At 57.9% G+C, this 23,415-nt stretch carries 23 protein-coding genes; 18 read left to right on the top strand and 5 right to left on the bottom strand.

What is annotated here, in order from left to right; translation table 11 throughout:
* Window positions 1-26: 26 nt before the first annotated feature.
* On the top strand, window positions 27-365 hold the full coding sequence (gene glnB / locus GNG29_RS16805) for a nitrogen regulatory protein P-II (RefSeq protein WP_003860685.1): 339 nt from the start codon (window positions 27-29) through the stop codon (window positions 363-365).
* A gap of 86 nt (window positions 366-451) precedes the next feature.
* On the opposite strand, the gene hmpA is transcribed toward glnB, so the two are convergent.
* Window positions 452-1,642: an NO-inducible flavohemoprotein gene (hmpA, locus tag GNG29_RS16800; protein WP_103180738.1), complete on the bottom strand. Its 1,191-nt coding sequence runs from the start codon at window positions 1,640-1,642 to the stop codon at window positions 452-454.
* A gap of 304 nt (window positions 1,643-1,946) precedes the next feature.
* On the opposite strand from hmpA, the gene glyA reads away from it, so the two are divergent.
* Window positions 1,947-3,200 (top strand): serine hydroxymethyltransferase, encoded by a 1,254-nt coding sequence (gene glyA / locus GNG29_RS16795; protein ID WP_103180737.1) that lies wholly within the window; start codon window positions 1,947-1,949, stop codon window positions 3,198-3,200.
* Between the two features lie 47 nt (window positions 3,201-3,247).
* Here the strand turns inward: glyA and GNG29_RS16790 are convergent, their stop codons facing one another.
* Together GNG29_RS16790 and GNG29_RS16785 are read right to left on the bottom strand one after the other, a co-directional pair.
* Complete coding sequence (locus tag GNG29_RS16790) at window positions 3,248-3,670, bottom strand: DoxX family protein (RefSeq protein WP_103180736.1); 423 nt, start codon at window positions 3,668-3,670, stop codon at window positions 3,248-3,250.
* 129 nt (window positions 3,671-3,799) lie between these two features.
* The gene (locus GNG29_RS16785; RefSeq protein ID WP_103180735.1) at window positions 3,800-4,996 is read right to left on the bottom strand and encodes an ROK family protein; all 1,197 of its coding nucleotides are present in this window, start codon (window positions 4,994-4,996) and stop codon (window positions 3,800-3,802) included.
* Between the two features lie 114 nt (window positions 4,997-5,110).
* Here GNG29_RS16785 and GNG29_RS16780 point away from each other — a divergent pair, with 114 nt between their 5' ends.
* The 4 genes from GNG29_RS16780 (at window position 5,111) to GNG29_RS16765 (ending at window position 11,951) form a co-directional block, all read left to right on the top strand.
* Window positions 5,111-8,386, top strand: a complete 3,276-nt coding sequence (locus GNG29_RS16780) for a DUF5107 domain-containing protein (protein WP_156655037.1) — start codon at window positions 5,111-5,113, stop codon at window positions 8,384-8,386.
* Window positions 8,387-8,457: 71 nt separating this feature from the next.
* A complete protein-coding gene (locus GNG29_RS16775; RefSeq protein WP_156655036.1) occupies window positions 8,458-9,900 on the top strand; it encodes a sugar porter family MFS transporter in 1,443 nt (480 codons plus the stop codon).
* Window positions 9,900-10,742: an aldose 1-epimerase gene (locus tag GNG29_RS16770; protein WP_156655035.1), complete on the top strand. Its 843-nt coding sequence runs from the start codon at window positions 9,900-9,902 to the stop codon at window positions 10,740-10,742. The genes GNG29_RS16775 and GNG29_RS16770 overlap by 1 nt, the downstream gene beginning before the upstream one ends.
* A 72-nt stretch (window positions 10,743-10,814) precedes the next feature.
* A complete protein-coding gene (locus GNG29_RS16765; protein ID WP_103180731.1) occupies window positions 10,815-11,951 on the top strand; it encodes a 3-phenylpropionate MFS transporter in 1,137 nt (378 codons plus the stop codon).
* On the opposite strand, the gene csiE is transcribed toward GNG29_RS16765, so the two are convergent.
* Complete coding sequence (gene csiE, locus GNG29_RS16760; RefSeq protein ID WP_103180730.1) at window positions 11,948-13,225, bottom strand: stationary phase inducible protein CsiE; 1,278 nt, start codon at window positions 13,223-13,225, stop codon at window positions 11,948-11,950. The genes GNG29_RS16765 and csiE overlap by 4 nt on opposite strands.
* Window positions 13,226-13,348: 123 nt before the next feature.
* On the opposite strand from csiE, the gene GNG29_RS16755 reads away from it, so the two are divergent.
* From GNG29_RS16755 to GNG29_RS16745, 3 genes are all read left to right on the top strand, one after another.
* Window positions 13,349-13,987: a DUF1007 family protein gene (locus GNG29_RS16755; RefSeq protein WP_103180729.1), complete on the top strand. Its 639-nt coding sequence runs from the start codon at window positions 13,349-13,351 to the stop codon at window positions 13,985-13,987.
* Window positions 13,978-14,943 carry a nickel/cobalt transporter gene (locus GNG29_RS16750; RefSeq protein WP_103180728.1) on the top strand — a complete coding sequence of 322 codons (966 nt, stop codon included), beginning with the start codon at window positions 13,978-13,980 and terminating at the stop codon, window positions 14,941-14,943. The genes GNG29_RS16755 and GNG29_RS16750 overlap by 10 nt, the downstream gene beginning before the upstream one ends.
* Before the next feature lie 267 nt (window positions 14,944-15,210).
* Window positions 15,211-15,876 (top strand): hypothetical protein, encoded by a 666-nt coding sequence (locus GNG29_RS16745; RefSeq protein ID WP_156655034.1) that lies wholly within the window; start codon window positions 15,211-15,213, stop codon window positions 15,874-15,876.
* A gap of 69 nt (window positions 15,877-15,945) precedes the next feature.
* Here GNG29_RS16745 and suhB read toward each other — a convergent pair whose 3' ends face one another.
* Window positions 15,946-16,752, bottom strand: coding sequence for an inositol-1-monophosphatase (gene suhB, locus GNG29_RS16740; protein ID WP_103180726.1), 807 nt, complete (start codon window positions 16,750-16,752; stop codon window positions 15,946-15,948).
* Window positions 16,753-16,876: 124 nt separating this feature from the next.
* Between suhB and trmJ the strand changes: the two genes are divergently transcribed.
* From trmJ to iscX, 9 genes are all read left to right on the top strand, one after another.
* Window positions 16,877-17,605, top strand: a complete 729-nt coding sequence (gene trmJ / locus GNG29_RS16735) for a tRNA (cytosine(32)/uridine(32)-2'-O)-methyltransferase TrmJ (protein ID WP_103180724.1) — start codon at window positions 16,877-16,879, stop codon at window positions 17,603-17,605.
* A gap of 239 nt (window positions 17,606-17,844) precedes the next feature.
* Window positions 17,845-18,336 carry a Fe-S cluster assembly transcriptional regulator IscR gene (iscR, locus tag GNG29_RS16730; protein ID WP_103180723.1) on the top strand — a complete coding sequence of 164 codons (492 nt, stop codon included), beginning with the start codon at window positions 17,845-17,847 and terminating at the stop codon, window positions 18,334-18,336.
* A gap of 116 nt (window positions 18,337-18,452) precedes the next feature.
* Window positions 18,453-19,667, top strand: coding sequence for a cysteine desulfurase (gene iscS / locus GNG29_RS16725; protein ID WP_103180722.1), 1,215 nt, complete (start codon window positions 18,453-18,455; stop codon window positions 19,665-19,667).
* A gap of 23 nt (window positions 19,668-19,690) precedes the next feature.
* Window positions 19,691-20,077 carry a Fe-S cluster assembly scaffold IscU gene (iscU, locus tag GNG29_RS16720; RefSeq protein ID WP_004866383.1) on the top strand — a complete coding sequence of 129 codons (387 nt, stop codon included), beginning with the start codon at window positions 19,691-19,693 and terminating at the stop codon, window positions 20,075-20,077.
* Between the two features lie 15 nt (window positions 20,078-20,092).
* Window positions 20,093-20,416 (top strand): iron-sulfur cluster assembly protein IscA, encoded by a 324-nt coding sequence (gene iscA, locus GNG29_RS16715; RefSeq protein WP_103180721.1) that lies wholly within the window; start codon window positions 20,093-20,095, stop codon window positions 20,414-20,416.
* A gap of 77 nt (window positions 20,417-20,493) precedes the next feature.
* Window positions 20,494-21,009: a co-chaperone HscB gene (gene hscB, locus GNG29_RS16710; protein WP_156655033.1), complete on the top strand. Its 516-nt coding sequence runs from the start codon at window positions 20,494-20,496 to the stop codon at window positions 21,007-21,009.
* A gap of 14 nt (window positions 21,010-21,023) precedes the next feature.
* Window positions 21,024-22,874: a Fe-S protein assembly chaperone HscA gene (gene hscA / locus GNG29_RS16705; protein WP_156655032.1), complete on the top strand. Its 1,851-nt coding sequence runs from the start codon at window positions 21,024-21,026 to the stop codon at window positions 22,872-22,874.
* A 1-nt stretch (window position 22,875) separates the two neighbouring features.
* Window positions 22,876-23,211, top strand: a complete 336-nt coding sequence (gene fdx / locus GNG29_RS16700) for an ISC system 2Fe-2S type ferredoxin (RefSeq protein WP_039029728.1) — start codon at window positions 22,876-22,878, stop codon at window positions 23,209-23,211.
* A gap of 1 nt (window position 23,212) precedes the next feature.
* Window positions 23,213-23,413: a Fe-S cluster assembly protein IscX gene (gene iscX / locus GNG29_RS16695; protein ID WP_032613119.1), complete on the top strand. Its 201-nt coding sequence runs from the start codon at window positions 23,213-23,215 to the stop codon at window positions 23,411-23,413.
* Window positions 23,414-23,415 lie beyond the last annotated feature (2 nt).

Below are 23,415 nucleotides of genomic sequence, written 5' to 3'. Positions count from 1 at the left end.
TGACAGGCATAAGTTTAAGGACCACCATGAAAAAGATTGATGCGATTATTAAACCTTTCAAACTGGATGATGTGCGCGAAGCGCTGGCAGAAGTCGGCATTACCGGCATGACGGTGACAGAGGTGAAAGGCTTTGGTCGTCAGAAGGGCCACACCGAACTCTACCGTGGCGCAGAATACATGGTCGATTTCCTGCCAAAGGTGAAGATTGAGATCGTGGTGTCGGATGACATCGTGGATACCTGCGTGGATACCATTATCCGCACCGCACAGACCGGCAAAATTGGTGATGGCAAAATCTTCGTCTTTGACGTGGCGCGCGTGATCCGTATCCGTACCGGCGAAGAAGACGACGCAGCGATTTAATTACCCGTTGTTTGACATCCCGTAGGCCCCTGCAAGCGCAGCGCCGCCGGGCAAAAAAAAGCCCCTCTACTGAGGGGCTTTTTGCATTACAGCACCTTATGCGGGCCGAAGCATTCGTAGTGAATGTTCTCTTTATTCACCCCCAGCTCAAGGAGCTGCGCGGCGGCATACTGCATAAAGGCCACCGGGCCACAGACGTAGAACTGCATCTCCGGGGCGTGGAACTGCTCTTTATGCTCGCTTAACGCCATCAGGCCTTCGCTGTCGAAGCGGGCAGCGGCACGGTCGTCATCCGACGGCAGGCGATACCAGGTATGAGCGGTAAAGTGCGGCAGGCCGGCAGCCAGGCTTTTCACTTCATCAGAAAACGCATGCACTTCGCCATTCTCTGCGGCGTGGAACCAGTTCACCTGCGCCTTATGCTGCGCCTTCGCCAGGGTGTCCAGCATCGCCAGCATCGGAGTCTGACCGACACCGGCGGAGATCAGCGTCACCGGGGTATTGCTTTCAACAGCCATAAAGAAGTCGCCCGCAGGGGCGGCCAGATGCACCACATCACCCACGCGGGCTTCGTTATGCAGCCATGTCGAAACCTGACCGCCTTCCTCGCGTTTTACCGCAATGCGATAGCTTTTGCCGTTTGGCTTGCGGGTCAGAGAGTACTGGCGGATCTCCTGATGCGGGAAGCCTTCAGGCTTCAGCCACACGCCCAGGTACTGGCCTGGCTGGTAATCGGCAACCGGCTGGCCGTCGACGGGTTCAAATTCAAAGCTGGTGATAAGCTGGCTGCGCGGGGTTTTTTCCACGATACGGAAGGCACGGGTACCTTCCCATCCGCCGGTCTTACTGGCGTTTTCGCTGTAGATCTGCGCTTCACGGTTGATAAAGACGTTCGCCAGCACGCCGTAGGCTTTGCCCCAGGCGTCCAGCACCTCCTGGCCCGGGCTGAACATTTCGTCCAGGGTCGCCAGCAGGTGGGTGCCAACAATGTTGTACTGCTCAGGTTTGATCTGGAAGCTGGTATGTTTCTGAGCGATTTTTTCCACTGCTGGCAGCAGGGCCGGCAGGTTCTCGATGTTGCTGGCGTAGGCGGCAATGGCGTTGAATAACGCTTCGCGCTGATCGCCATTACGCTGGTTGCTCATGTTAAAAATCTCTTTGAGCTCCGGGTTGTGCGCGAACATACGATCGTAAAAATGGGCGGTAAGTTTAGGACCCGTTTCGACCAGCAGGGGAATCGTGGCTTTTACGGTAGCGATGGTTTGGGCATCTAACATAGCAGCTTCCTTAAAATGTTACTTTAATAGTGTATTTTGAATGCATCTTATAAAAAATAACCCTGCTTTGTAAATGGTTCTTTGCAACATGAATTAACTGCATCACAAACCTGAAAAGAATTCCCTTTTGCAGGGCGAGGACGCTATTCCTCAAACCCTTGCGTGGCGGGTAGGTAAACGTTTGCGTAAAATCCTTTGTCAAGACCTGTTATCACTCTGCTAATCAGTTATACTGTTGCCCGTCGTCCATCAGGACTGCCTTTTCAGGCCAAAATTTACTTGTTAGCTGAGTCAGGAGATGCGGATGTTAAAGCGTGAAATGAACATTGCCGATTATGATGCCGAACTGTGGCAGGCTATGGAGCAGGAAAAAGTACGTCAGGAAGAGCACATCGAACTGATCGCCTCCGAAAACTACACCAGCCCGCGCGTGATGCAGGCGCAGGGCTCTCAGCTGACCAACAAATATGCTGAAGGTTACCCGGGCAAGCGCTACTACGGCGGTTGCGAGTATGTCGATGTGGTTGAACAGCTGGCAATCGACCGTGCAAAAGAGCTGTTTGGCGCTGACTACGCTAACGTGCAGCCGCACTCTGGCTCTCAGGCTAACTTCGCTGTCTATACCGCACTGCTGCAGCCGGGCGATACCGTACTGGGTATGAACCTGGCGCAGGGCGGCCACCTGACTCACGGCTCCCCGGTTAACTTCTCCGGCAAACTGTACAACATCATCCCTTACGGTATCGATGAGTCCGGTAAAATTGACTACGCCGACATGGAGAAGCAGGCCAAAGAGCACAAACCGAAGATGATCATCGGTGGTTTCTCTGCCTACTCCGGTGTTGTTGACTGGGCAAAAATGCGTGAAATCGCAGACAGCATCGGCGCATACCTGTTCGTCGATATGGCACACGTTGCCGGTCTAATCGCCGCAGGCGTCTACCCGAACCCGGTTCCACACGCACACGTTGTCACCACCACTACCCACAAAACCCTGGCCGGTCCGCGCGGCGGCCTGATCCTGGCGAAGGGCGGTGACGAAGAGCTGTACAAAAAACTGAACTCTGCTGTCTTCCCAAGCGCGCAGGGCGGCCCGCTGATGCACGTTATCGCGGCAAAAGCCGTGGCGCTGAAAGAGGCGATGGAGCCAGAGTTCAAGGTTTACCAGCAGCAGGTTGCTAAGAACGCCAAAGCGATGGTGGAAGTCTTCCTGAACCGCGGTTACAAAGTGGTCTCCGGCGGGACTGAAAACCACCTGTTCCTGCTGGATCTGGTTGATAAAAACCTGACCGGTAAAGAAGCTGACGCTGCCCTGGGCCGCGCCAACATCACCGTTAACAAAAACAGCGTACCAAACGATCCGAAGAGCCCGTTTGTGACCTCCGGTATCCGTATCGGTTCTCCGGCTGTCACTCGCCGCGGCTTTAAAGAAGCGGAAGTGAAAGAGCTGGCGGGCTGGATGTGCGACGTGCTGGACAACATCAACGACGAAGCGGTTATCGAACGCGTGAAAGCGAAAGTGCTGGAGATCTGCGCCCGCTTCCCGGTTTACGCATAAGTCTGCCTCGCAGAACAGAAAGGCCGCGCAAGCGGCCTTTTTTATGGCTAACGCCGGTCGATGGAGATAGCGCCCGGCCCGGCCACCGCCAGCAGCAGGAATCCGCCAGCGATGCTGATGTTCTTGAAGAAGTTAATCATGTTCGGCATTACCGCATCGCCACTCATATCCCAGTAGTGGTGCCCAATCAACGCCGTTCCCAGCGTATAAAAGACAAACAGGACCGCCAGCGGGCGAGTAAAAAAGCCGAGCACGATGAGAATGGCGGCGGGCACTTCCATGATCACCGCCACAATGGCCGCCAGCATCGGCATCGGGGCGCCCAGCTTCACCATATACTGCACCGTGCCGTCAAAACCGAACATTTTAGGCACGCCGAAAATAATGAACAGAAGGATAAGGGCGAGACGGGCAATCAACAGGATCAGCGCCCGGGACTGACCAAAATCGAAATACCGTAGTGTGTTCATGGCAGGCTCGTTTGGGGTGGGATTTATCTTAAAGCTAATACACAAATTGCCGCCCCGCCATTCCGCTTTTCGCCATAAATCAGCCATCAGGATGATTTAAATTCCCCCCCCCTTTCAGCATGTTCTCCGCTAGCCTTCCGCCAGCGCGTCCTCCACGAACAGAAAGCCAATGCCGATAATCTGCTGCTGCCGGGTTAAGCCGCCAAAGGCGATTTCCGTTTGCCGGTTACGCACCGCATCGCCGTGATCGAAGGGGGTAAATCCAATCTGGCGATTGATGGTCTGCAGCCAGCGTTCGCCAAAGGCGCAGCTGCGGCCATAGAACCAGATTTGGTTGATATTAAGGATATTGAGCAGGTTGTAGAGCGTCAGTCCGATAGCGTTGGCGGCCTCGTCAGCCCAGCGCTGAATTGGAGCATTCCCCTGACGCCAGGCCTCAATCAGCTGCAGACTGGTGAGGCTGTCCGGATCAAGCCCGAGGGTGCCGGGCTGGGATTTCAGCCATAAACGCGCCTGTTTTTTAAGGGCTGAGAGGGAGGCGACCGTCTCCAGACAGCCGTAGCGTCCGCAGGCGCAGGCTACGCCGTCGCGATCGAAAATGGTGTGGCCAATTTGCCCGCTGCCGTTAAGCGTCCCGCGATAGACCTGGCCATTAATCACAAACGAGGATCCGATACCGTAATCGACGTTAATCACGCAAAAATCGTCGCGGTTGGCCGGGTTTTGCCACTTCTCTGCCAGCGCCAGCATCACACAGTCGTTATCCACCTTCACCGTGATGCCCAGTTTTTCTTCCAGCAGATACTTAATCTCAACCGGTTTTTTCCACGGCGCCTGGGGCATCATCTGCGATACCCCGGTGGCGGTATCGACCTGGCCGTGGATCCCCAGCGCCAGATTAATGCGCTGCCCCGGCCACTGTTTGCGCTGCTGCTGCCACAGGTTCTCAATGGCCTGTAACAACGCTTCGGGCGTCTGTGCGTTCACGTCAGTCCAGCGAAACTCGCCTAACGGCGACATACGGGCGTCGATAAGCTGGCTCTCAATGCTGGTGGGGCTGACATTCATGCAGAGTATTAATGGCCCCGCATCCGGGATCTGATAATGGCCGCTGTTCATTCCCCGGGTGCTGAGGTTTTCACTGGAATGCCCAAGCTTTTTGTCCGCCACCAGCTCATCCAGGATCTTGCTTACCGCCGGAATAGAGAGCCCGGTGTGCTGGGCCAGCTGGGATTTGCTCAGGCGCTTGTAGCGCCAGACCAGGGACATGATCGTGCGGCGGTTATGCTGTCGTACCCTGTGATTGTTCAGACCGGATAGCTGCATTCACTAAACTCCGTTAATTATATTGCGTGAGCATTACGCAATCAGCGCGCTGAATTCCTCTCTACACTGCCATCTTATCGCTTTTTACTGTTATTTGTTTACTGGAGAGTGAATATGTCTGGAGCAGTGAAGGTCTGGCGGGAGACCGTGGCATTACCGACGTGGACCACCGGCGCAGAAGATACCAACCCGATGTTCCTGGAAAAGCGCGTCTATCAGGGCTCCTCTGGCGCGGTCTATCCCTACGGCGTGACCGATACCCTGACCGGCGTTCGCGAAACCCGTAATTACCAGGCCGTCTGGATGGAAAACGACTTCATCCGCATTATGCTGCTGCCGGAGCTGGGGGGACGTATTCATCGCGCGTATGACAAAGTCCAGCAGCGTGATTTCGTCTACTACAACGAAGTAGTGAAACCGGCGCTGGTGGGGCTGCTGGGGCCGTGGATATCCGGTGGGATCGAGTTTAACTGGCCGCAGCACCACCGCCCAACCACCTTTATGCCTGTCGACGTCACCATTCAGGAGCAGGATAACGGGGCGCAAACCGTCTGGCTGGGCGAGGCCGAGCCGATGCGCGGCCTGCAGGTGATGACCGGATTTACCCTTTACCCTGACCGGGCGTTGATTGAGATCGCCGGTAAAGTCTTCAACGGCAACGCCACGCCGCGCCACTTCCTGTGGTGGGCAAATCCGGCGGTGAAAGGTGGGGACGATCACCAGAGCGTCTTCCCGCCGGACGTCACGGCGGTATTTGACCATGGCAAGCGCGCCGTCTCTGCCTTCCCGATCGCCACCGGCACCTACTATAAAGTCGATTACTCGGCGGGCGTGGATATCTCCCGCTACAAAAACGTGCCGGTGCCAACCTCCTACATGGCGGAAAAATCGGACTACGATTTCGTCGGGGCATACCATCACGGCGAGCGCGGCGGCTTGCTGCACGTGGCTGACCACCATGTGTCGCCGGGGAAAAAGCAGTGGACCTGGGGTCATGACGATTTTGGCCGTGCCTGGGATCGCAATCTGACCGATGAAAACGGCCCCTATATCGAGCTGATGACCGGGGTGTTTACCGATAACCAGCCCGATTTCACCTGGCTTGCACCCTACGAAGAGAAGATCTTCGTGCAGAACTTCCTGCCCTATAGCGAACTGGGACAGGTGCATAACGCCAACACGCAGCTGGCGCTTAAGCTGGAACGGCGTGAGCAGCAGCTTTACCTCGGCCTCTACGCCATCGCACCGCTGCATGATGTGCGGCTCGAGCTGACCGCCGACGAAAAACCGGTCTGGGAGACGCACCTGACCCTGATGCCGGGCGAAAGCTGGCAGCAGGCGCTGCCGGATACCTGGCCGCAGCGCTTAACGCTGAGGGTGAAAGAGGCCTCGGGCCGCACGCTGCTCCACTACCAGGAGCATATCCCGCAGGAGACGCCGCTGCCGGATCCGGCCACCGCGCCCGCCATGCCGGAAGAGATCAGCAACAGCGATGAACTCTATTTTATCGGGCAGCATCTGGAGCAGTACAACCATGCCAGCCGCTATGCGGAAGATTACTATCGCCGGGCGCTGGCGCTGGATGCTAACGACTATCGCAATAACGTGGCGCTGGGCACGCTGGCGCTCAACTGTGCCGACTGGGCGCTGGCGCAACGCTGCGCCGAAGCCGCGCTGGTTCGCGCCCATCGTCTGAATAAAAACCCCCGCGACGGCGAAGCCAGCCAGCTGCTGGCGACGGCCCTGGAGCGGCAGGGGCAGGACGACGCCGCATGGGATCACTACTACAAAGCCTCGTGGAGCGGAAACTGCCGTGATGCGGCTTTCTTATCCCTGGCGCGGCTGGCGATGAAGCGCGGCAACGCGGCTGATGCGCTGGAAAAAGTTGATATCAGCCTTAGCACCAACGCCAGCAACAACCTGGCGATGGGGCTGAAAGCCCTCGCGCTGGCAGAGGTGCAGGGCGAAGGCGCAGCGCTGGACTACATTCAGCGCTGCCTGCAAACCCATCCTCTGAGCTACGCCCTGCACTATGCCCGCTGGGCAATCAGCCGGGATGATGCTGCCTGTGACCAGCTGTTGCAGGTGACTGGTCGTCGAGGGGCCAATGCCTGCCTGCTGGCGGGCTGGTTAATCTCGATGGGCATGCGCGACGCCGCCCGCGAGATGCTGGATCTGCTCGACAGCCAGGAGACGTTGCCCCAGCTGTGGCGGGCCGCCTTAAGCGACGATCCTGCTACCCGTGCCCGCTATATTGCCGCGGCGCGGCGCTGCGAGGCCAACCGGGTACGTTTCCCGAATGCGCTTGATGAAGTGCAGATGCTGCAAACCCTGCACGACGACCCGTATGCCTGCTATCTGCTGGGCTGCTTCTGGTACAGCAAACGCCGCTATGACGATGCGGTGAAATGCTGGCAGACCACCCTGGCGCAGGAGCCGGAGTTTGCCCCTGCCCACCGCCTGCTGGGGATCTACGCCTGGAATAAACAGCACAACCTGGCGCTGGCGGAGCAGTGTCTGCAGCGCGCCGTGGCCCTGGAGCCGGACAATCCGCGTTTCCTGTTTGAGCTTGATTATCTCAATAAGCTCACCGGGCAGCCGGTGGCGAAACGCCTCGCCATGCTCACCGAGCGGGAGCGCGTGGCGCTGAAGCGCGATGACCTCACCGCAGAACTCCTGAGTCTGTGGAACGGTTCCGGGCGCTACGATGCTGCGGCGCAGGTACTTCAGGAGCGGCAGTTCCATCCGTGGGAAGGGGGTGAAGGCAAAGTGACCGGGCAGTATCTGCTGAACCAGCAGCATCGTGCCCTGCAGCACATAAGCCGCGGGGAATTCCAGGAGGCGATGGCTCTGCTGCAGGCGGCATTACACTATCCACACAATCTGGGGGAGGGGCGTCTGCCGGGGCAAACCGATAACGATATCTGGTATCTGCTGGGGTACTGCCATGCGCAAAGTGGCGCACATGCCGACGCGCAACGCTGTTTTGCCCGGGCGGCACAGGGCGGCTCCACTCTCGATGCCGGACGCTACTACAACGATCAGCCAGCAGACTATCTGTTCTGGCAGGGAATGGCGCTGCGCCAGTTGGGCGATCCCGCCGCGGCGGAGCGCCACTTCCAGGGATTCCTGGCGTGGGTGCAGGCCCATCGCGACGACCTGCCCGAAGCGGATTTCTTTGCGGTTTCGCTCCCGGATCTGGTGGTACTGGATACGCCAGCGGGTCATCAGCACCAGCAGCATTGCCTGTTCATTGAGGCGCTGGGCTATGCAGGGCTGGGCGATCTCGCGGCCTGCAAACGCCTGTTGGGGAACTTACTGGCGCTGAACCCGGCCCATGACAAAGCGCATCTGTTTCAGCATGCGCAGGCCACGGGCATTTTCCATTAACTGACCTCGCAGGTGGGGAAACCCACCTGTTAACCCTCTGTACCCTGCGTTTCCCTTAAAGAGGAATCAACATGAATAATAGCGCGCAGACACAACTGAAAATGGGCTACGTCTGGACTATCTGTCTGGTCGCCGCCTGCGGCGGACTCCTGTTTGGCTACGACTGGGTGGTGATTGGCGGGGCCAAGCCCTTCTATGAAGCCTGGTTCTCCATTACCGACCCGGCACAGTCCGGCTGGGCGATGAGTTCCGCCCTGGTGGGCTGTATCTTCGGGGCGCTGATCTCCGGCTGGTGTGCCGATAAATTTGGCCGCAAGCGTCCGCTTATCCTCTCGGCGGTGCTGTTCAGCGCCTCGGCGTGGGGTACGGCGGTGGCGGGCAGTTTTGATATGTTTGTGGTCTGGCGCATCGTCGGCGGCCTCGGTATCGGCCTGGCCTCCGCCCTGAGTCCGCTCTATATCGCGGAGGTCAGCCCGGCGGAAAAGCGCGGTCGCTTCGTAGCCATTAACCAGCTGACCATCGTGGTGGGCGTGCTGGCCGCACAGCTGATTAACCTGATGATTGCCGAGCCGGTAGCGGCAGGCGCCACTCAGGAGGCCATCATTCAGACCTGGAACGGGCAGACCGGCTGGCGCTGGATGTTTGGCGCTGAGCTGGTTCCCGCCCTGGCGTTTCTGGTGTTGATGTTCTTTGTCCCGGAATCGCCGCGCTGGTTGATGAAGGCGGGCAAGCCAGAGCGTGCCCGCGCCATGCTGGAGCGTATTGGCACCCCGGCGTACGCCAGTCAGACCTTAAAAGAGATCGCCCACACCCTGGAGAAAGACACCCAGAAGGTGGCGTTCTCCACGCTCCTGCAACCGCAGGTCAAACCGATTGTCATCATCGGCATCGTGCTGGCGATGTTCCAGCAGTGGTGCGGGATCAATGTGATCTTCAACTATGCCCAGGAGATCTTCGCCTCCGCCGGGTTTGATATCAACGACACCCTGAAATCGATCGTGGCGACCGGCATCATTAATCTGGTCTTTACCCTCGCCGCGCTGCCGCTGGTGGATAAGATTGGCCGCCGCAAGCTGATGCTGCTCGGCGCCTCAGGCTTGACCATTATCTACGTGCTGATTGCCAGCGCCTACGCCATGAACATCATGGGCTGGCCGGTGCTGCTGCTGGTGCTGGCGGCGATTGCCATCTACGCCGTGACGCTGGCGCCGGTCACCTGGGTGCTGCTGTCGGAGATCTTCCCCAACCGCGTGCGCGGCCTGGCGATGTCCGTGGGCACGCTGGCGCTGTGGATCGCCTGCTTCATGTTAACCTACACCTTCCCGCTGCTCAATGCCGGTCTGGGTGCTGCGGGGAGCTTCCTGCTCTACGGGGTGATCTGCGCGGCGGGCTATCTCTACATTCTGCGTAAAGTGCCGGAGACCAAAGGCGTGACGCTGGAGGCGCTGGAGGCACAGCTGGAAAAACAGCACGGCAAGGTTGCCTCCGCAAATCATGCTGAGCGCGTGCACTAATGGAAACGCTGTTGATTGAAAACGCGCATCTCCGGATGCGCGTCAACCCGCAGGGCGGCGGGTTACAGGAACTCTTTTCCCTGACCTGCGGGCAGCCGGTGTTATGGAACGGCGGCGACAGCGCGCTGTTTCCGATGGTGCCGCTGGCAAACCGGGTGGCGGGGAATCGCTTCTGGTTTCAGGGGCGGGAGGTGGTGCTGCCGCAAAGTCCGGTTGATGAGCGCTTCTTCCTGCACGGTGACGGCTGGCAGTCGCGCTGGCAGATAGCTTCGCATTCCGACAAGGCGTGCGTCCTCACCTTGCGCAGCCAGCATCAGTGCGGTTTTGATTATCAGGCCGGGCTGCGCTACCAGCTGCGCGGGAACGTTCTGCGGGCGGAGCTGACGCTCACCCATCTTGGTCAGGCGCCGGTGTTGTACGGCCTGGGCTTTCACCCGTGGTTCTGTTTTGATGCGCAAAGCCGCCTGCGCTTCTCCGCCAGCGGCTACTGGCCGGAAGGTGCACACCATTTACCGCAAGCCTGGCAGAGCAATATCCCGGCGGATGTCGATTTCAGCACGTCACGCCATGGTGGCGATCGCTGGCTGAACGTCGGCTATTCCGGCTGGAACGGCGTGGCGACCCTGGATCATGATGTGATGAATATCACAATTACAGCGCAAACTCCGTGGTTGATGCTGTTCAGAATGTCGGGCCAATCGTTCTTATGTCTTGAGCCCCAGAGCCATCCGGTCAATGCCCACCATATGGCCGGGCAGCCTGGCCTGGTGGCGTTAGCCCAGGGAGAGAGCAGTCGTTTTGCGATGGAAATCGCCGTCGAACAGGCTCGCCGAAACTGTTAAACCGCTGTTAATACTCCCTTGCGCCAGCCCGTTTTTGCCGCCAGACTATCGCCTCCAAAACGGGAGGGATTCATGGTTTTGCATTCCACACGCTGGCTGGCGCTCAGCTACTTCACCTACTTTTTTAGCTACGGTATTTTTCTGCCTTTCTGGAGCGTCTGGCTCAAGGGAATTGGCCTTACGCCGGAGATGATTGGCCTTCTGCTGGGCTCGGGCCTGGTGGCACGTTTTCTCGGTAGCCTGCTTATTGCGCCGCGCGTCAGCGATCCCTCCCTGTTAATCAAAGCCGTACGCGTGCTGGCGCTGCTCACCCTGGTGTTTATGGCCGGTTTCTGGGTCAGCCAGCAGTTTGCCTGGCTGATGGTGGTGATGGTGGGCTTTAACCTCTTCTTCTCGCCGCTGGTCCCGCTGACCGACGCGCTCGCCAATACCTGGCAAAAGCAGATCACCATGGACTATGGCCGGGTGCGGCTGTGGGGCTCGATTGCCTTTGTGATTGGCTCGGCGCTGGTGGGCAAACTGGTGAGCCTTTACGACTATCGTGCGATTCTGGCGCTGCTGAGCGTGGGGATCCTGTCGATGCTGCTCGGTATGCTGTTGCGTCCTTCAGTCATGCCGCAGGGGGAGAGCCGTCAGCAGGAGAGCGCAGGCTGGCCCGCCTGGCGATCGCTTGTCGCCCAGAGCTGGCGTTTTCTGGCCTGCGTCTGTCTGCTGCAGGGGGCGCATGCCGCCTACTATGGCTTCAGCGCTATCTACTGGCAGGGAGCCGGGTATTCAGCCTCCGCTGTCGGCTATCTCTGGTCGCTGGGCGTGGTAGCGGAAGTGATTATCTTTGCTCTCAGCAACAGGCTGTTTCGCCGCTTCAGCGCCCGGGACCTGCTGCTGTTATCGGCCCTCTGCGGGATTGTACGCTGGGGTCTGATGGGCTGGACCACGGAGCTGCCGTGGCTGATTGTGGCGCAGATCCTGCACTGCGGCACCTTTACGGTGTGCCACCTGGCGGCGATGCGCTATATCGCGGCGCGCGAAGGCAGCGACGTGATCCGCCTGCAGGCGGTCTACTCCGCCGTGGCGATGGGGGGCAGTATTGCCATCATGACCGTGTTTGCCGGTTTCCTTTACCAGCATCTGGGTCACGGGGTCTTCTGGGTGATGGCGCTGGTGGCGCTGCCCGCGGTTCTGCTGCGTCCGCGCGTGGCAGTGCGCTAAGTTTCCAGCATGGCGCGAATATGTTCCTGCTGCTGCGCATTCAACGCCTCGACGGCATGGATAAGCGGCGGCGAGAACAGCGGCAGGGCGGTGGTGTAAGGTGTGACCACCAGGGCCGCTTCGCGCGGGGCACCCTCCTTCTGAAAAGACTGTAGCGTCACATAGCGAATGTTCAGCGGCAGCAGGGTCAGTTCCCGGAGCTGCTGTTCAATCAGCTCCTCGCACGCTTTATCCTCACCGGTCAGCAACACCACCTGCTTTTCATGCAGATCGGTCTCCTGCATCAGCCAGGCGCCAAAGATCACCGCCACCAGGCTCGCCTCCTCCTCGGAGAACCGCAGGCCGAATTCGGACTCCAGCTCAAACAGCACCTCCCGGGTGGTACGCATCAGGCGCGGATAGAGGCGGTGGATCTCCTCCGGCAGGCTGTTGTCGATGCCAATGCCAAACAGCGAGCGGTCCAGCGCCTGGGCAAGGTGGATATAGAGCTGAGCGGTCAGTCCCTGCTCGTCACTGAAATGCATCCCCGTTTGTTCCCGGAAGCGGTCGATCATCCGGGTAATGGCGTGGCGCAGGCGTTCATCTTCCTGGTGCGCATCGCGCAGCGGATCGGGGGTACGCAACATCATAAACAGCAGAGCCAGAAACAGCTGTTCATCCGCGTGGGGTACCTGCACCACGCGGCGCTGCCAGTGGCGTACAATCTCCTGCGCCATCAGATATTCGTTACGCGACTGGGTCCAGTTACGCTGAACCACTGTAAACTGCGGCGTCTGGCCCAGATGGTGCTGGAGCAGGCAGTATTGCAGGTAGAGCTGTAAAAACTGCGCGTCACGGCATTCAAACTGCCGTTGCAGTCGGCGGGAACAGAAATTGACCAGCGCCTGCAGGTTAGTGTCGTCATATAACGTGCGGGCGATGCCGAGCTGCTTTAGCGCGATCTTCAGAGATGGGGTAAACTGCTGCGCGATGAAGTGGGGGCAGAGGCGTAACGCCCGGCGCAACCAGTGCAGCAGGCATAAGCGTTGATTAAGGTGGCTACCTTCCAGCAGGTAGCAGCCATCATGCTGTGTCGCAATGTCGAGCTGGTGATAGCGCTGGATCTCCATGCGCATCTCGTCGATATCCTGCCGGCAGAGGGCATCATCGACACCATTGATTTCCCCGATGCTTTGCAGAGTGGCGCGAAAGCCTGGCACATAGAGCATCAACAGAACCTGGCAGCGGCGCTGCGAACTGGAAAGTGCAGATGGCATTTCGAGAGTCGTCATCATCTGTCGGGTTCCAGTGAGTGTGTTTGATAAGAATAGCTAAAGGATGTACGCCATAGCACGGGATGCCGGGCTTTCCTTCAGGAATGCGGGTGAACATCACAGAATTTTTGACGTGAGGATGAGATGCAAATAGTTAAACGCAGCGCAACTGCGCTTTTTTTGGCGGTTTTGTCTTTTTCCGCCGTCGCGCACCCTCACAGCTTTATCACCCTGAAAACGCAAATCATGGTGAAGGATGAGCAGGTCACCGGCCTGAAAATGCGCTGGGTAATGGACGAGCTAACATCCGCCGATCTGCTTTATGATGCCGGGAACGCAAAGCCCGGGGATGAAATCTGGAAAAAGCTGGCGGCGGAGGTCATGGCCAACGTGCTCGGCCAGCACTACTTTACCGAGTTCTGGCATAACGGGGAGAAGGTGAAATTTCTTAACCGCCCCACTCAGTACGGTATGAGCCGCATTGATCACCAGGCGGTGCTGACATTTATCCTGCCGCTGGCGGAGCCCCAGCCGCTGGCCGGACAAAAGTACACCTTCTCGACCTTCGATCCCTCTTATTACGTCGACATGAGCTATGCAGAGGATAGTGACGTGACGCTGCCTGACGGCCTGAAAAGTCAATGCGCCCTCACTATCGATACCCCGGAGCCCAGCGATGAGACGCTCAACTTTGCCAGCTCGCTGGATAAAGATGATGCCCCGCCGGAAGATATGAATCTCGGCAAACAGTTTGCCCAGACGGTGACCTTACAATGTCAGTAATGCGCGCGCGACGTGGGTGGGATCTCTGGCCGCTGGCGCTGTTCCTCGTTGTGGCGGCGGCGGGAGCCGTGTGGTTATGGCAGGCGTGGCCGCAGGTGATGCGCCAGAGCATTCTCTGGCAGCGGGAGGTCAACCAGCAGATGAGCGGTTTGTTGAAAGCGGTGGCCGATAACCCGACGGCAGCAGGCGGGTCACTGCTGATCTTCAGCTTCCTCTATGGCGTGCTGCACGCGCTGGGGCCGGGACATGGCAAAATTGTTATCACCACCTGGCTTGCTACCCACCCCTCAAAACTGAAATCGAGCATCGGCTTAACCCTGGCCTCCTCTTTATTACAGGGGGGCGTGGCGATCGCCCTGGTGGTGGGGGTATTAATGCTGCTGCGGCTCCCGGCGCGGGATCTGCACATGAGTAGCTTCTGGCTGGAGAAGGGCAGCTACGCCCTGGTGGGCGTGCTGGGGATTATGCTCTGCTGGCGGGCGCTGAAAAAACTGCGCGCCTTGCTGCGCAAACCGACCTTCAAAGCCTTTACCCCGCATCACGTCCACGACGCAAACTGCGGCTGCGGCCATCAACATCTGCCCACGCCGGGGCAGATGCAGGGCGCGGACGACTGGCGGACGCGGCTGATGATTATTCTGTCGATGGGGATGCGGCCCTGTTCCGGGGCCATTATGGTGCTGCTGTTCAGTAAGGTGATCGGCGTATTCAGCTGGGGTGTGGCCTCGGCGCTGGCGATGGCGGCGGGAACGGGGTTAACCATCTCTTCGCTGGCACTGCTGGTGCACGGCTTTCGCCATCTGGCGGTCAGGCTCAGCGGCAATAAAACGCCGGTGCTGTGGCGACAGGTCGGATGGACGACGCTGGCATTAGCGGGCGGTGTGGTGTTGCTGGCGGCGGCAGTCATCATGTGGCTGAGCGCGGTGCCGGTGGGCAGAGGGCTGAGGCCGTTTTAGTCGTCCCTGCCGGGCAAAAATCCCAAAATGGCGGGATATGATTGTCGCTTCGACAGGGATGTTTTAGTTTGCAAGCTTTGCTTTGGGGTCATGACAAGGAGTCACGATGACCGATCATAATACTACTGTTTCAACACGCAATCTCTGGTTAGCCGCCGGGTCCGGCCTGCTGTCGGCCTGGCGCTCGTCTGCTTCTGGCCCGAACTGGCGAGCTGGTGGCCTGAAGATCTCCCCCGCATCTATTCCACCCTCTATTTTCTTATCGGTATGGGGCAAACCAGCATCGACACGCTTCCGCTCGCCATGTACGGCAAGCTGCTGGTGGCCGGTTTTGTGCTGGCTTTTCTGCATCCCGGCTACAGCAAAATACCTCTCGTCGCCTGGATGCTGCATAACCAGCCTTCGGCCAGGCAATTCTTTGACTGGATAGTGCGCAGCTGGATCCTGCAGGGCGGTTTTTTTGTCATTGTTTTCTGGCGCATCGGATTTACGCAGAATCTCTCCCACGAGGTATTGCTGCGCTTTGTCGCAGCGTTCAACTACGTCTGCTATTTCGCCACGCTGGTACTGGGTGTGTTGCTGGTTCGCGATGCCTTGTGCTGGCGGAAAAGCGCTGAAGGTCCCCGGAGCAATATTCGGCTGCCGCTCATTTTCGCGCTGAGCTTCTATATGCCTTCACAAATCGTGTGGCTACTGCTGGGGGCGCGGGAGCATGATTTGATCCTGACAGGATGGCTGCTATTCGTCCCCACCATGATTGGCGTGCTGTTAGCCAGACTGGCGACGGGCGGTATCGCCTGTCTGCTGCATCAGTGGCTGGGGGAGGCACGGTGTCAAAAAGGGGGGCGGTATTTTGCGCTGTTTAACGGCATGGCGGTGCTGGCGATGGTCACCAATACCTTCATTCGTATACTGCTGTCACTGCTGCAGTAATCGTTAATTGTCTGGGGCGGGCAGGGCAGGAAAAGAGGCGGGTGAAAGATCTTCACCCGCCTGCTGAGATTAACGCTTCAGCGCTTCGCTCAGTTCGTCACGCATGTTCGCCAGCATGGCTTTTACCACGCGTGGGTTACCCGCAACGATGTTGCCAGACAGCATGTAGTTGTGGCCACCGGTGAAATCACACACCAGCGCACCCGCTTCACGCGCGATCAGTTCGCCAGCGGCGAAGTCCCACGGCTTGAGGCCAATCTCGAAGTAACCATCAACGCGGCCAGCGGCAACATAAGCCAGGTCCAGCGCAGCGGAGCCGGTACGGCGGAAGTCGGCGCACTCGGTGAACAGTTTGCCCAGAATTTTCATGTACGCAGGGGCGTGCTGTTTGGCTTTGAACGGGAAGCCGGTCGCCAGGATGGTGCCGTCGAGGTCGCGAGCGTTGGTGCCGCGCAGACGGTAGCCGTTCAGCTGTGCGCCCTGACCGCGGGTGGCGGTGAAGAGTTCGTTACGCATTGGATCGTAAACCACGGCCACTTCGGTACGGCCTTTGATGCGTACAGCGATAGAAACAGCGAAGTGTGGGAGACGTTTAACGAAGTTGGTGGTGCCATCCAGTGGATCAATAACCCATTGAACATCCTGATCTTCGCCCTCATGCTCACCGCTTTCTTCGGTGATGATGGTGTGCTGCGGGTAAGATTTGCGAATGGTGTCGATAATTACAGCTTCTGCCGCTTTATCAACGTTGGTCACAAAGTCATTGCTGCCTTTCTGGCTGGTTTCTACGGAATCGGGTGTTTCGTAGTGTTTGGCAATTACATTACCCGCCTTGCGCGCTGCGCGCACGGCGATGGTCAACATAGGATGTTGCATCGGTTACTCTCACTGGATGTTAAAGAACGGGGAAACGAAAACGGCGCAGAGTATAGCAGCGGGATCGGAATATGTCTTCCGTTTATGATAACATCATCGAATATTCTCCATACTCAGAAAAATTATGCTGCAAAATATCCGAATCGTGCTGGTCGAAACATCGCATACCGGCAACATGGGCTCCGTAGCCCGCGCTATGAAAACCATGGGCTTAACCAATCTCTGGCTGGTTAACCCGCTGGTCAAACCCGACTCCCAGGCCATTGCCCTCGCGGCAGGGGCCAGCGACGTGATTGGCAATGCCCAGATCGTCGATACCCTGGATGAAGCCTTAGCGGGTTGTAGCCTTGTGGTGGGTACCAGCGCGCGTTCCCGCACCCTGCCGTGGCCGATGCTCGACCCGCGTGAATGCGGGCTGAAAAGCATCAGCGAAGGCCAGCATGCGCCGGTGGCGCTGGTGTTTGGCCGTGAGCGCGTGGGGCTGACCAACGATGAGCTGCAGAAGTGTCACTATCACGTCGCCATTGCCGCCAACCCGGAGTACAGCTCGCTGAACCTGGCCATGGCCGTGCAGGTCATCGCCTATGAGGTGCGTATGGCCTGGCTGGCAACCCAGGAAAAAGATGTTCCCGCCGCGCAGGAAGAGACGCCTTATCCGCTGGTGGACGATCTGGAGCGGTTCTACGGCCATCTGGAGCAGACCCTGCTCGCCACCGGCTTTATCCGCGCCGGTCATCCGGGTCAGGTGATGAATCGTCTGCGCCGCCTCTTTACTCGCGCCCGTCCGGAGAGCCAGGAGCTGAACATCCTGCGCGGTATTCTGGCGTCGATTGAGCAGAAGAATAAAGAGTAGTGCGGTGTGGCGCCGGGTGGCGCTGCGCTTACCCGGCCTACGAAACCCGTAGGCCCGTGCAAGCGAAGCGCCGCCGGGCAAAAACTGATGAGCGCACAGAAGGTTAAATACCTGACTAAATCAGTCAAGTAAATAGTTGACCATTTTAGTCAGGAATGTCAGACTTGGCCCTGCTATGCAATACCCCCACTTTACAATAAAAAACCCCGGGCAGGGGCGAGTTTGAGGTTAAGTAAGACATGAGACTGACATCTAAAGGGCGTTATGCCGTGACCGCGATGCTGGACGTTGCGCTCAACTCTGAAGCGGGCCCGGTTCCATTGGCTGATATTTCTGAACGTCAGGGAATCTCCCTCTCTTATCTGGAACAGCTTTTTTCCCGACTGCGTAAAAATGGCCTGGTTTCCAGCGTTCGCGGTCCTGGCGGTGGTTATCTGTTAGGTAAAGACGCGGGCAGTATTGCGGTTGGTGAAGTGATTAGCGCAGTTGACGAATCCGTCGACGCGACCCGTTGCCAGGGTAAAGGCGGCTGTCAGGGCGGCGACAAATGCCTGACGCACGCGCTGTGGCGCGATCTGAGCGACCGTCTGACCGGTTTCCTGAACAATATCACCCTCGGTGAGCTGGTAAATAACCAGGAAGTTCTGGATGTATCAGGCCGTCAGCACAGCCACGATTCCCATCGTAATACCCGCGCGCAGGACGCTATCGACGTCAAATTACGCGCGTAATAAAAAGATAAGTATTTCAGAATCAGGCCGGGGCGTAACGCCCCGTGTACTCGGTCGTACATCCAGCCGGTTGCCTGATTCCTTGCATTGAAGCGATGTACGGAGTTTATAGAGCAATGAAATTACCGATTTATCTCGACTACTCCGCAACCACGCCGGTGGACCCGCGTGTTGCCGAGAAAATGATGCAGTGTCTGACCCTGGACGGAAACTTTGGTAACCCAGCTTCCCGTTCACACCGTTTTGGCTGGCATGCTGAAGAGGCGGTAGATATCGCCCGTAACCAGATTGCCGAGCTGGTTGGTGCCGACCCGCGTGAAATTGTTTTCACCTCTGGCGCAACCGAATCCGATAACCTGGCGATTAAAGGTGCCGCTAATTTCTACCAGAAAAAAGGCAAGCACATCATCACCAGCAAAACTGAACACAAAGCCGTGCTGGATACCTGCCGTCAGCTGGAGCGTGAAGGATTTGAAGTAACCTACCTCGCTCCGCAGCGCAACGGTATCATCGACCTGAAAGAGCTCGAAGCGGCAATGCGTGACGACACCATTCTGGTCTCCATCATGCACGTTAACAACGAAATCGGCGTGGTGCAGGATATCGCGACAATCGGCGAGCTGTGCCGTGCGCGCGGCATTATCTATCACGTGGATGCGACCCAGAGCGTGGGCAAATTGCCTATCGATCTGAGCCAGCTGAAAGTGGACCTGATGTCCTTCTCCGGCCATAAAATCTACGGCCCGAAAGGTATCGGCGCGCTGTACGTGCGTCGTAAGCCACGTATCCGCATCGAATCCCAGATGCACGGCGGTGGTCACGAGCGCGGCATGCGTTCCGGTACGCTGCCTGTTCACCAGATCGTGGGCATGGGTGAAGCTTACCGTATCGCCAAAGAAGAGATGGAAACCGAGATGGCGCGCCTGCGTACGCTGCGCAACCGTCTGTGGGAAGGCGTGAAGGATATGGAAGAGGTCTACCTGAACGGCGATCTCGAGCAGGGCGCACCAAATATCCTCAACGTCAGCTTCAACTATGTTGAAGGCGAGTCGCTGATCATGGCGCTGAAAGACCTGGCCGTCTCTTCCGGTTCTGCGTGTACTTCCGCAAGCCTGGAGCCGTCCTACGTACTGCGTGCGCTGGGCATGACCGACGAACTGGCACACAGCTCTATCCGCTTCTCTTTAGGTCGTTTTACTACCGATGAAGAGATTGACTACACCATCCAACTGGTTCGCAACTCCATTGGCCGTCTGCGTGATCTTTCTCCACTGTGGGAAATGTACAAAGAAGGCGTGGATCTGAACAGCATTGAATGGTCACATCACTAATCGGTTTGTAAGGAGAATTCAGCATGGCATACAGCGAAAAAGTTATCGATCATTACGAGAATCCACGTAACGTGGGCTCCTTCGACAACAGCGACGACAGCGTGGGCAGCGGCATGGTGGGTGCACCAGCGTGTGGCGACGTGATGAAGTTGCAGATTAAAGTCAACAATGAAGGTATCATTGAAGACGCGCGCTTCAAGACCTACGGTTGCGGTTCCGCAATCGCGTCGAGCTCCCTGGTTACCGAGTGGGTAAAGGGCAAGTCTCTGGACGAAGCGCAGGCGATTAAAAATACCGATATTGCTGACGAACTCGAACTGCCGCCGGTGAAAATTCACTGCTCTATCCTGGCGGAAGATGCGATCAAAGCCGCAATTGCGGATTACAAAAGCAAACGTGAAGCAAAATAATTAGTTGAGGTTGTTATGTCGATTACCCTTAGCGACAGCGCTGCCGCGCGAGTAAGCGCCTTCCTGGCAAACCGTGGCAAAGGCTTTGGCCTGCGACTGGGTGTACGCACCTCCGGTTGTTCCGGTATGGCGTATGTACTGGAATTTGTTGACGAACCTGCGGCGGAAGACACCGTGTTCGAAGACAAAGGCGTGAAGGTGGTGGTCGATGGTAAAAGCCTGCAGTTCCTGAACGGCACTCAGCTGGACTTTGTTAAAGAAGGTCTTAACGAAGGGTTTAAGTTCACCAACCCGAACGTGAAAGACGAGTGCGGCTGCGGCGAAAGCTTCCACGTATAATTGCGCATCACCTGTTAACCCCACCGCAGCCAGGCTGTGTGTGGGGTTTGCTTTAATCAGCTAACCCTGAGATTGTTATGGATTACTTCACCCTCTTTGGGTTACCAGCCGGGTATGAAATTGATACTCAGGCGCTGGCGGCCCGTTTCCAGGATCTGCAACGTCAGTATCACCCGGATAAATTCGCCAGCGGTACGCAGGCGGAACAACTGGCGGCGGTGCAGCACTCTGCGACCATCAATCAGGCGTGGCAAACCCTGCGCAATCCGCTGAGCCGGGCAGAATATCTGCTTTCGCGTCACGGGTTTGATCTCTCCAGTGAGCAACACACCGTCCGCGACACCGCGTTCCTGATGGAACAGCTGGAGCTGCGTGAAGAGCTGGATGAGATTGAACAGGCCAAAGACGAAGCCCGTCTGGAGCGCTTTATCAAGCGCGTAAAAGGGATGTTCGATACCCGCCATCAGCAGATGGTTAACCAATTGAATAACGAGACGTGGGATGTGGCAGCGGACAGCGTTCGCAAGCTGCGTTTTCTCGATAAACTGCGAAGCAGTGCTGAACAACTCGAAGAAAAGCTGCTCGATTTTTAATTTCGGAAGCGATTATGGCCTTATTACAAATTAGTGAGCCAGGTTTAAGTGCCGCACCGCACCAGCGTCGTCTGGCGGTGGGCATCGACTTAGGCACCACAAACTCGCTGGTGGCGACCGTGCGCAGCGGCCAGGCTGAGACGCTGGCGGATGCGCAGGGTCAACATCTGTTGCCTTCTGTGGTCCACTATCAGCCTCAGGGCCACAGCGTGGGCTTCGATGCCCGCGCAAATGCCGCGCAGGATCCTGCCAACACCATCAGCTCGGTAAAACGCATGATGGGCCGCTCGCTGGCGGATATCCAGAACCGTTATCCCCATCTGCCGTATCAGCTGCAGGCAAGTGAAAATGGCCTGCCGATGATCGCCACTGCCGCAGGGTTACTGAACCCGATCCGCGTCTCTGCCGATATTCTCAAGGCGCTGGCCGCCCGCGCCACCGCGACCCTTTCAGGCGAGCTGGATGGCGTGGTGATCACCGTGCCGGCCTATTTCGATGACGCCCAGCGTCAGGGCACCAAAGATGCCGCGCGTCTGGTGGGCCTGCATGTGCTGCGTCTGCTCAACGAGCCGACCGCGGCCGCCATTGCCTATGGTCTCGACTCCGGCCAGGAAGGGGTGATCGCGGTATTCGATCTCGGCGGCGGGACTTTTGATATCTCCATCCTGCGCCTGAGCCGAGGAGTGTTTGAAGTGCTGGCGACCGGCGGCGACTCTGCCCTCGGCGGTGACGACTTCGACCATCTGCTGGCGGATCACATCCGCGAGCAGGCGGGGATTGCCGATCGCAGCGACCTGCGCGTCCAGCGCGAGCTGCTGGATGCGGCCATTGCCGCCAAAATCGCCCTAAGCGATGCCTCCTCCGTGACCGTTGAGGTGGCGGGCTGGAAAGGCGACATCAGCCGCGAGCAGTTCAATGAACTGATTGCCCCGCTGGTGAAACGCACCCTGCTGGCCTGCCGCCGCGCGCTGAAAGATGCGGGCGTGGAAGCCGAAGAGGTGCTGGAGGTGGTGATGGTCGGCGGTTCAACCCGTGTGCCGCTGGTGCGTGAGCGCGTGGGCGAGTTCTTTGGCCGCACGCCATTAACCTCTATCGATCCGGATAAAGTGGTCGCTATCGGCGCCGCTATCCAGGCCGATATTCTGGTCGGCAACAAGCCGGACAGCGAAATGCTGCTGCTGGATGTCATCCCGCTCTCCCTCGGGTTAGAAACCATGGGCGGCCTGGTGGAGAAAGTGATCCCGCGTAACACCACCATTCCGGTGGCCCGCGCGCAGGAGTTCACCACCTTTAAAGATGGCCAGACTGCAATGTCGATCCACGTGCTGCAGGGTGAGCGCGAGCTGGTTCAGGACTGCCGTTCGCTGGCGCGTTTCGCCCTGCGCGGCATTCCGGCGCTGCCTGCAGGCGGGGCGCACATCCGCGTGACCTTCCAGGTGGATGCGGACGGCCTGCTGAGCGTCACGGCGATGGAAAAATCGACCGGTGTCGAATCCTCCATTCAGGTGAAACCGTCCTACGGTCTGACCGATAATGAGATCGCCACCATGATTCAGGACTCAATGAGTTTTGCTGAGCAGGATGTAAAGGCGCGTATGCTGGCCGAACAGAAAGTCGAAGCCGCACGCGTGCTGGAAAGCCTGAATAGCGCACTCACTGCTGATGCCGCGCTGCTAAGCGCCGCTGAACGTCAGGCCATTGACGATGCCGTCGCACAGTTGATTGCGGTGGCCGAAGGCAATGATGCTGACGCCATAGAACAAGCGATTAAAAACGTTGATAAACAAACCCAGGAGTTTGCCGCTCGTCGTATGGACCAGTCTGTCCGTACCGCGCTGAAAGGCCACTCCGTGGACGAGGTTTAATATGCCAAAGATTGTTTTTCTGCCACATGCGGACCTCTGTCCGGATGGCGCAGTTCTGGAAGCTGAGACCGGCGAAACCATCCTTAACGTTGCCCTGCGTAACGGTATTGAAGTGGAACACGCCTGTGAAAAATCCTGTGCCTGCACAACCTGCCACTGCATCGTCCGCGAGGGGTTTGACTCCCTGGCGGAGAGCACAGAAGATGAAGACGACATGCTGGATAAAGCATGGGGTCTGGAGCCGGAAAGCCGTCTGAGCTGTCAGGCGCGCGTCACCGATGAAGATCTGGTGGTCGAACTTCCGCGTTATACGCTTAACCACGCACGCGAGCATTAATATGGGACTGAAGTGGACAGACAGCCGTGAAATCGGCGAGGCGCTGTACGACGCCAACCCGGATCTCGATCCGAAGACCGTACGCTTCACCGATATGCATCAGTGGATTTGCGATCTGGAAGAGTTTGACGACGATCCCAACGCATCCAATGAAAAAATTCTGGAGGCGATTCTGTTAGTCTGGCTGGACGAAGCAGAATAAAA

Origin of the sequence: Leclercia sp. Colony189, assembly GCF_009740165.1 — a bacterium.
Taxonomy (GTDB): Bacteria; Pseudomonadota; Gammaproteobacteria; order Enterobacterales; family Enterobacteriaceae; genus Enterobacter.
This window is presented reverse-complemented; position numbering and strand designations above follow the sequence as displayed.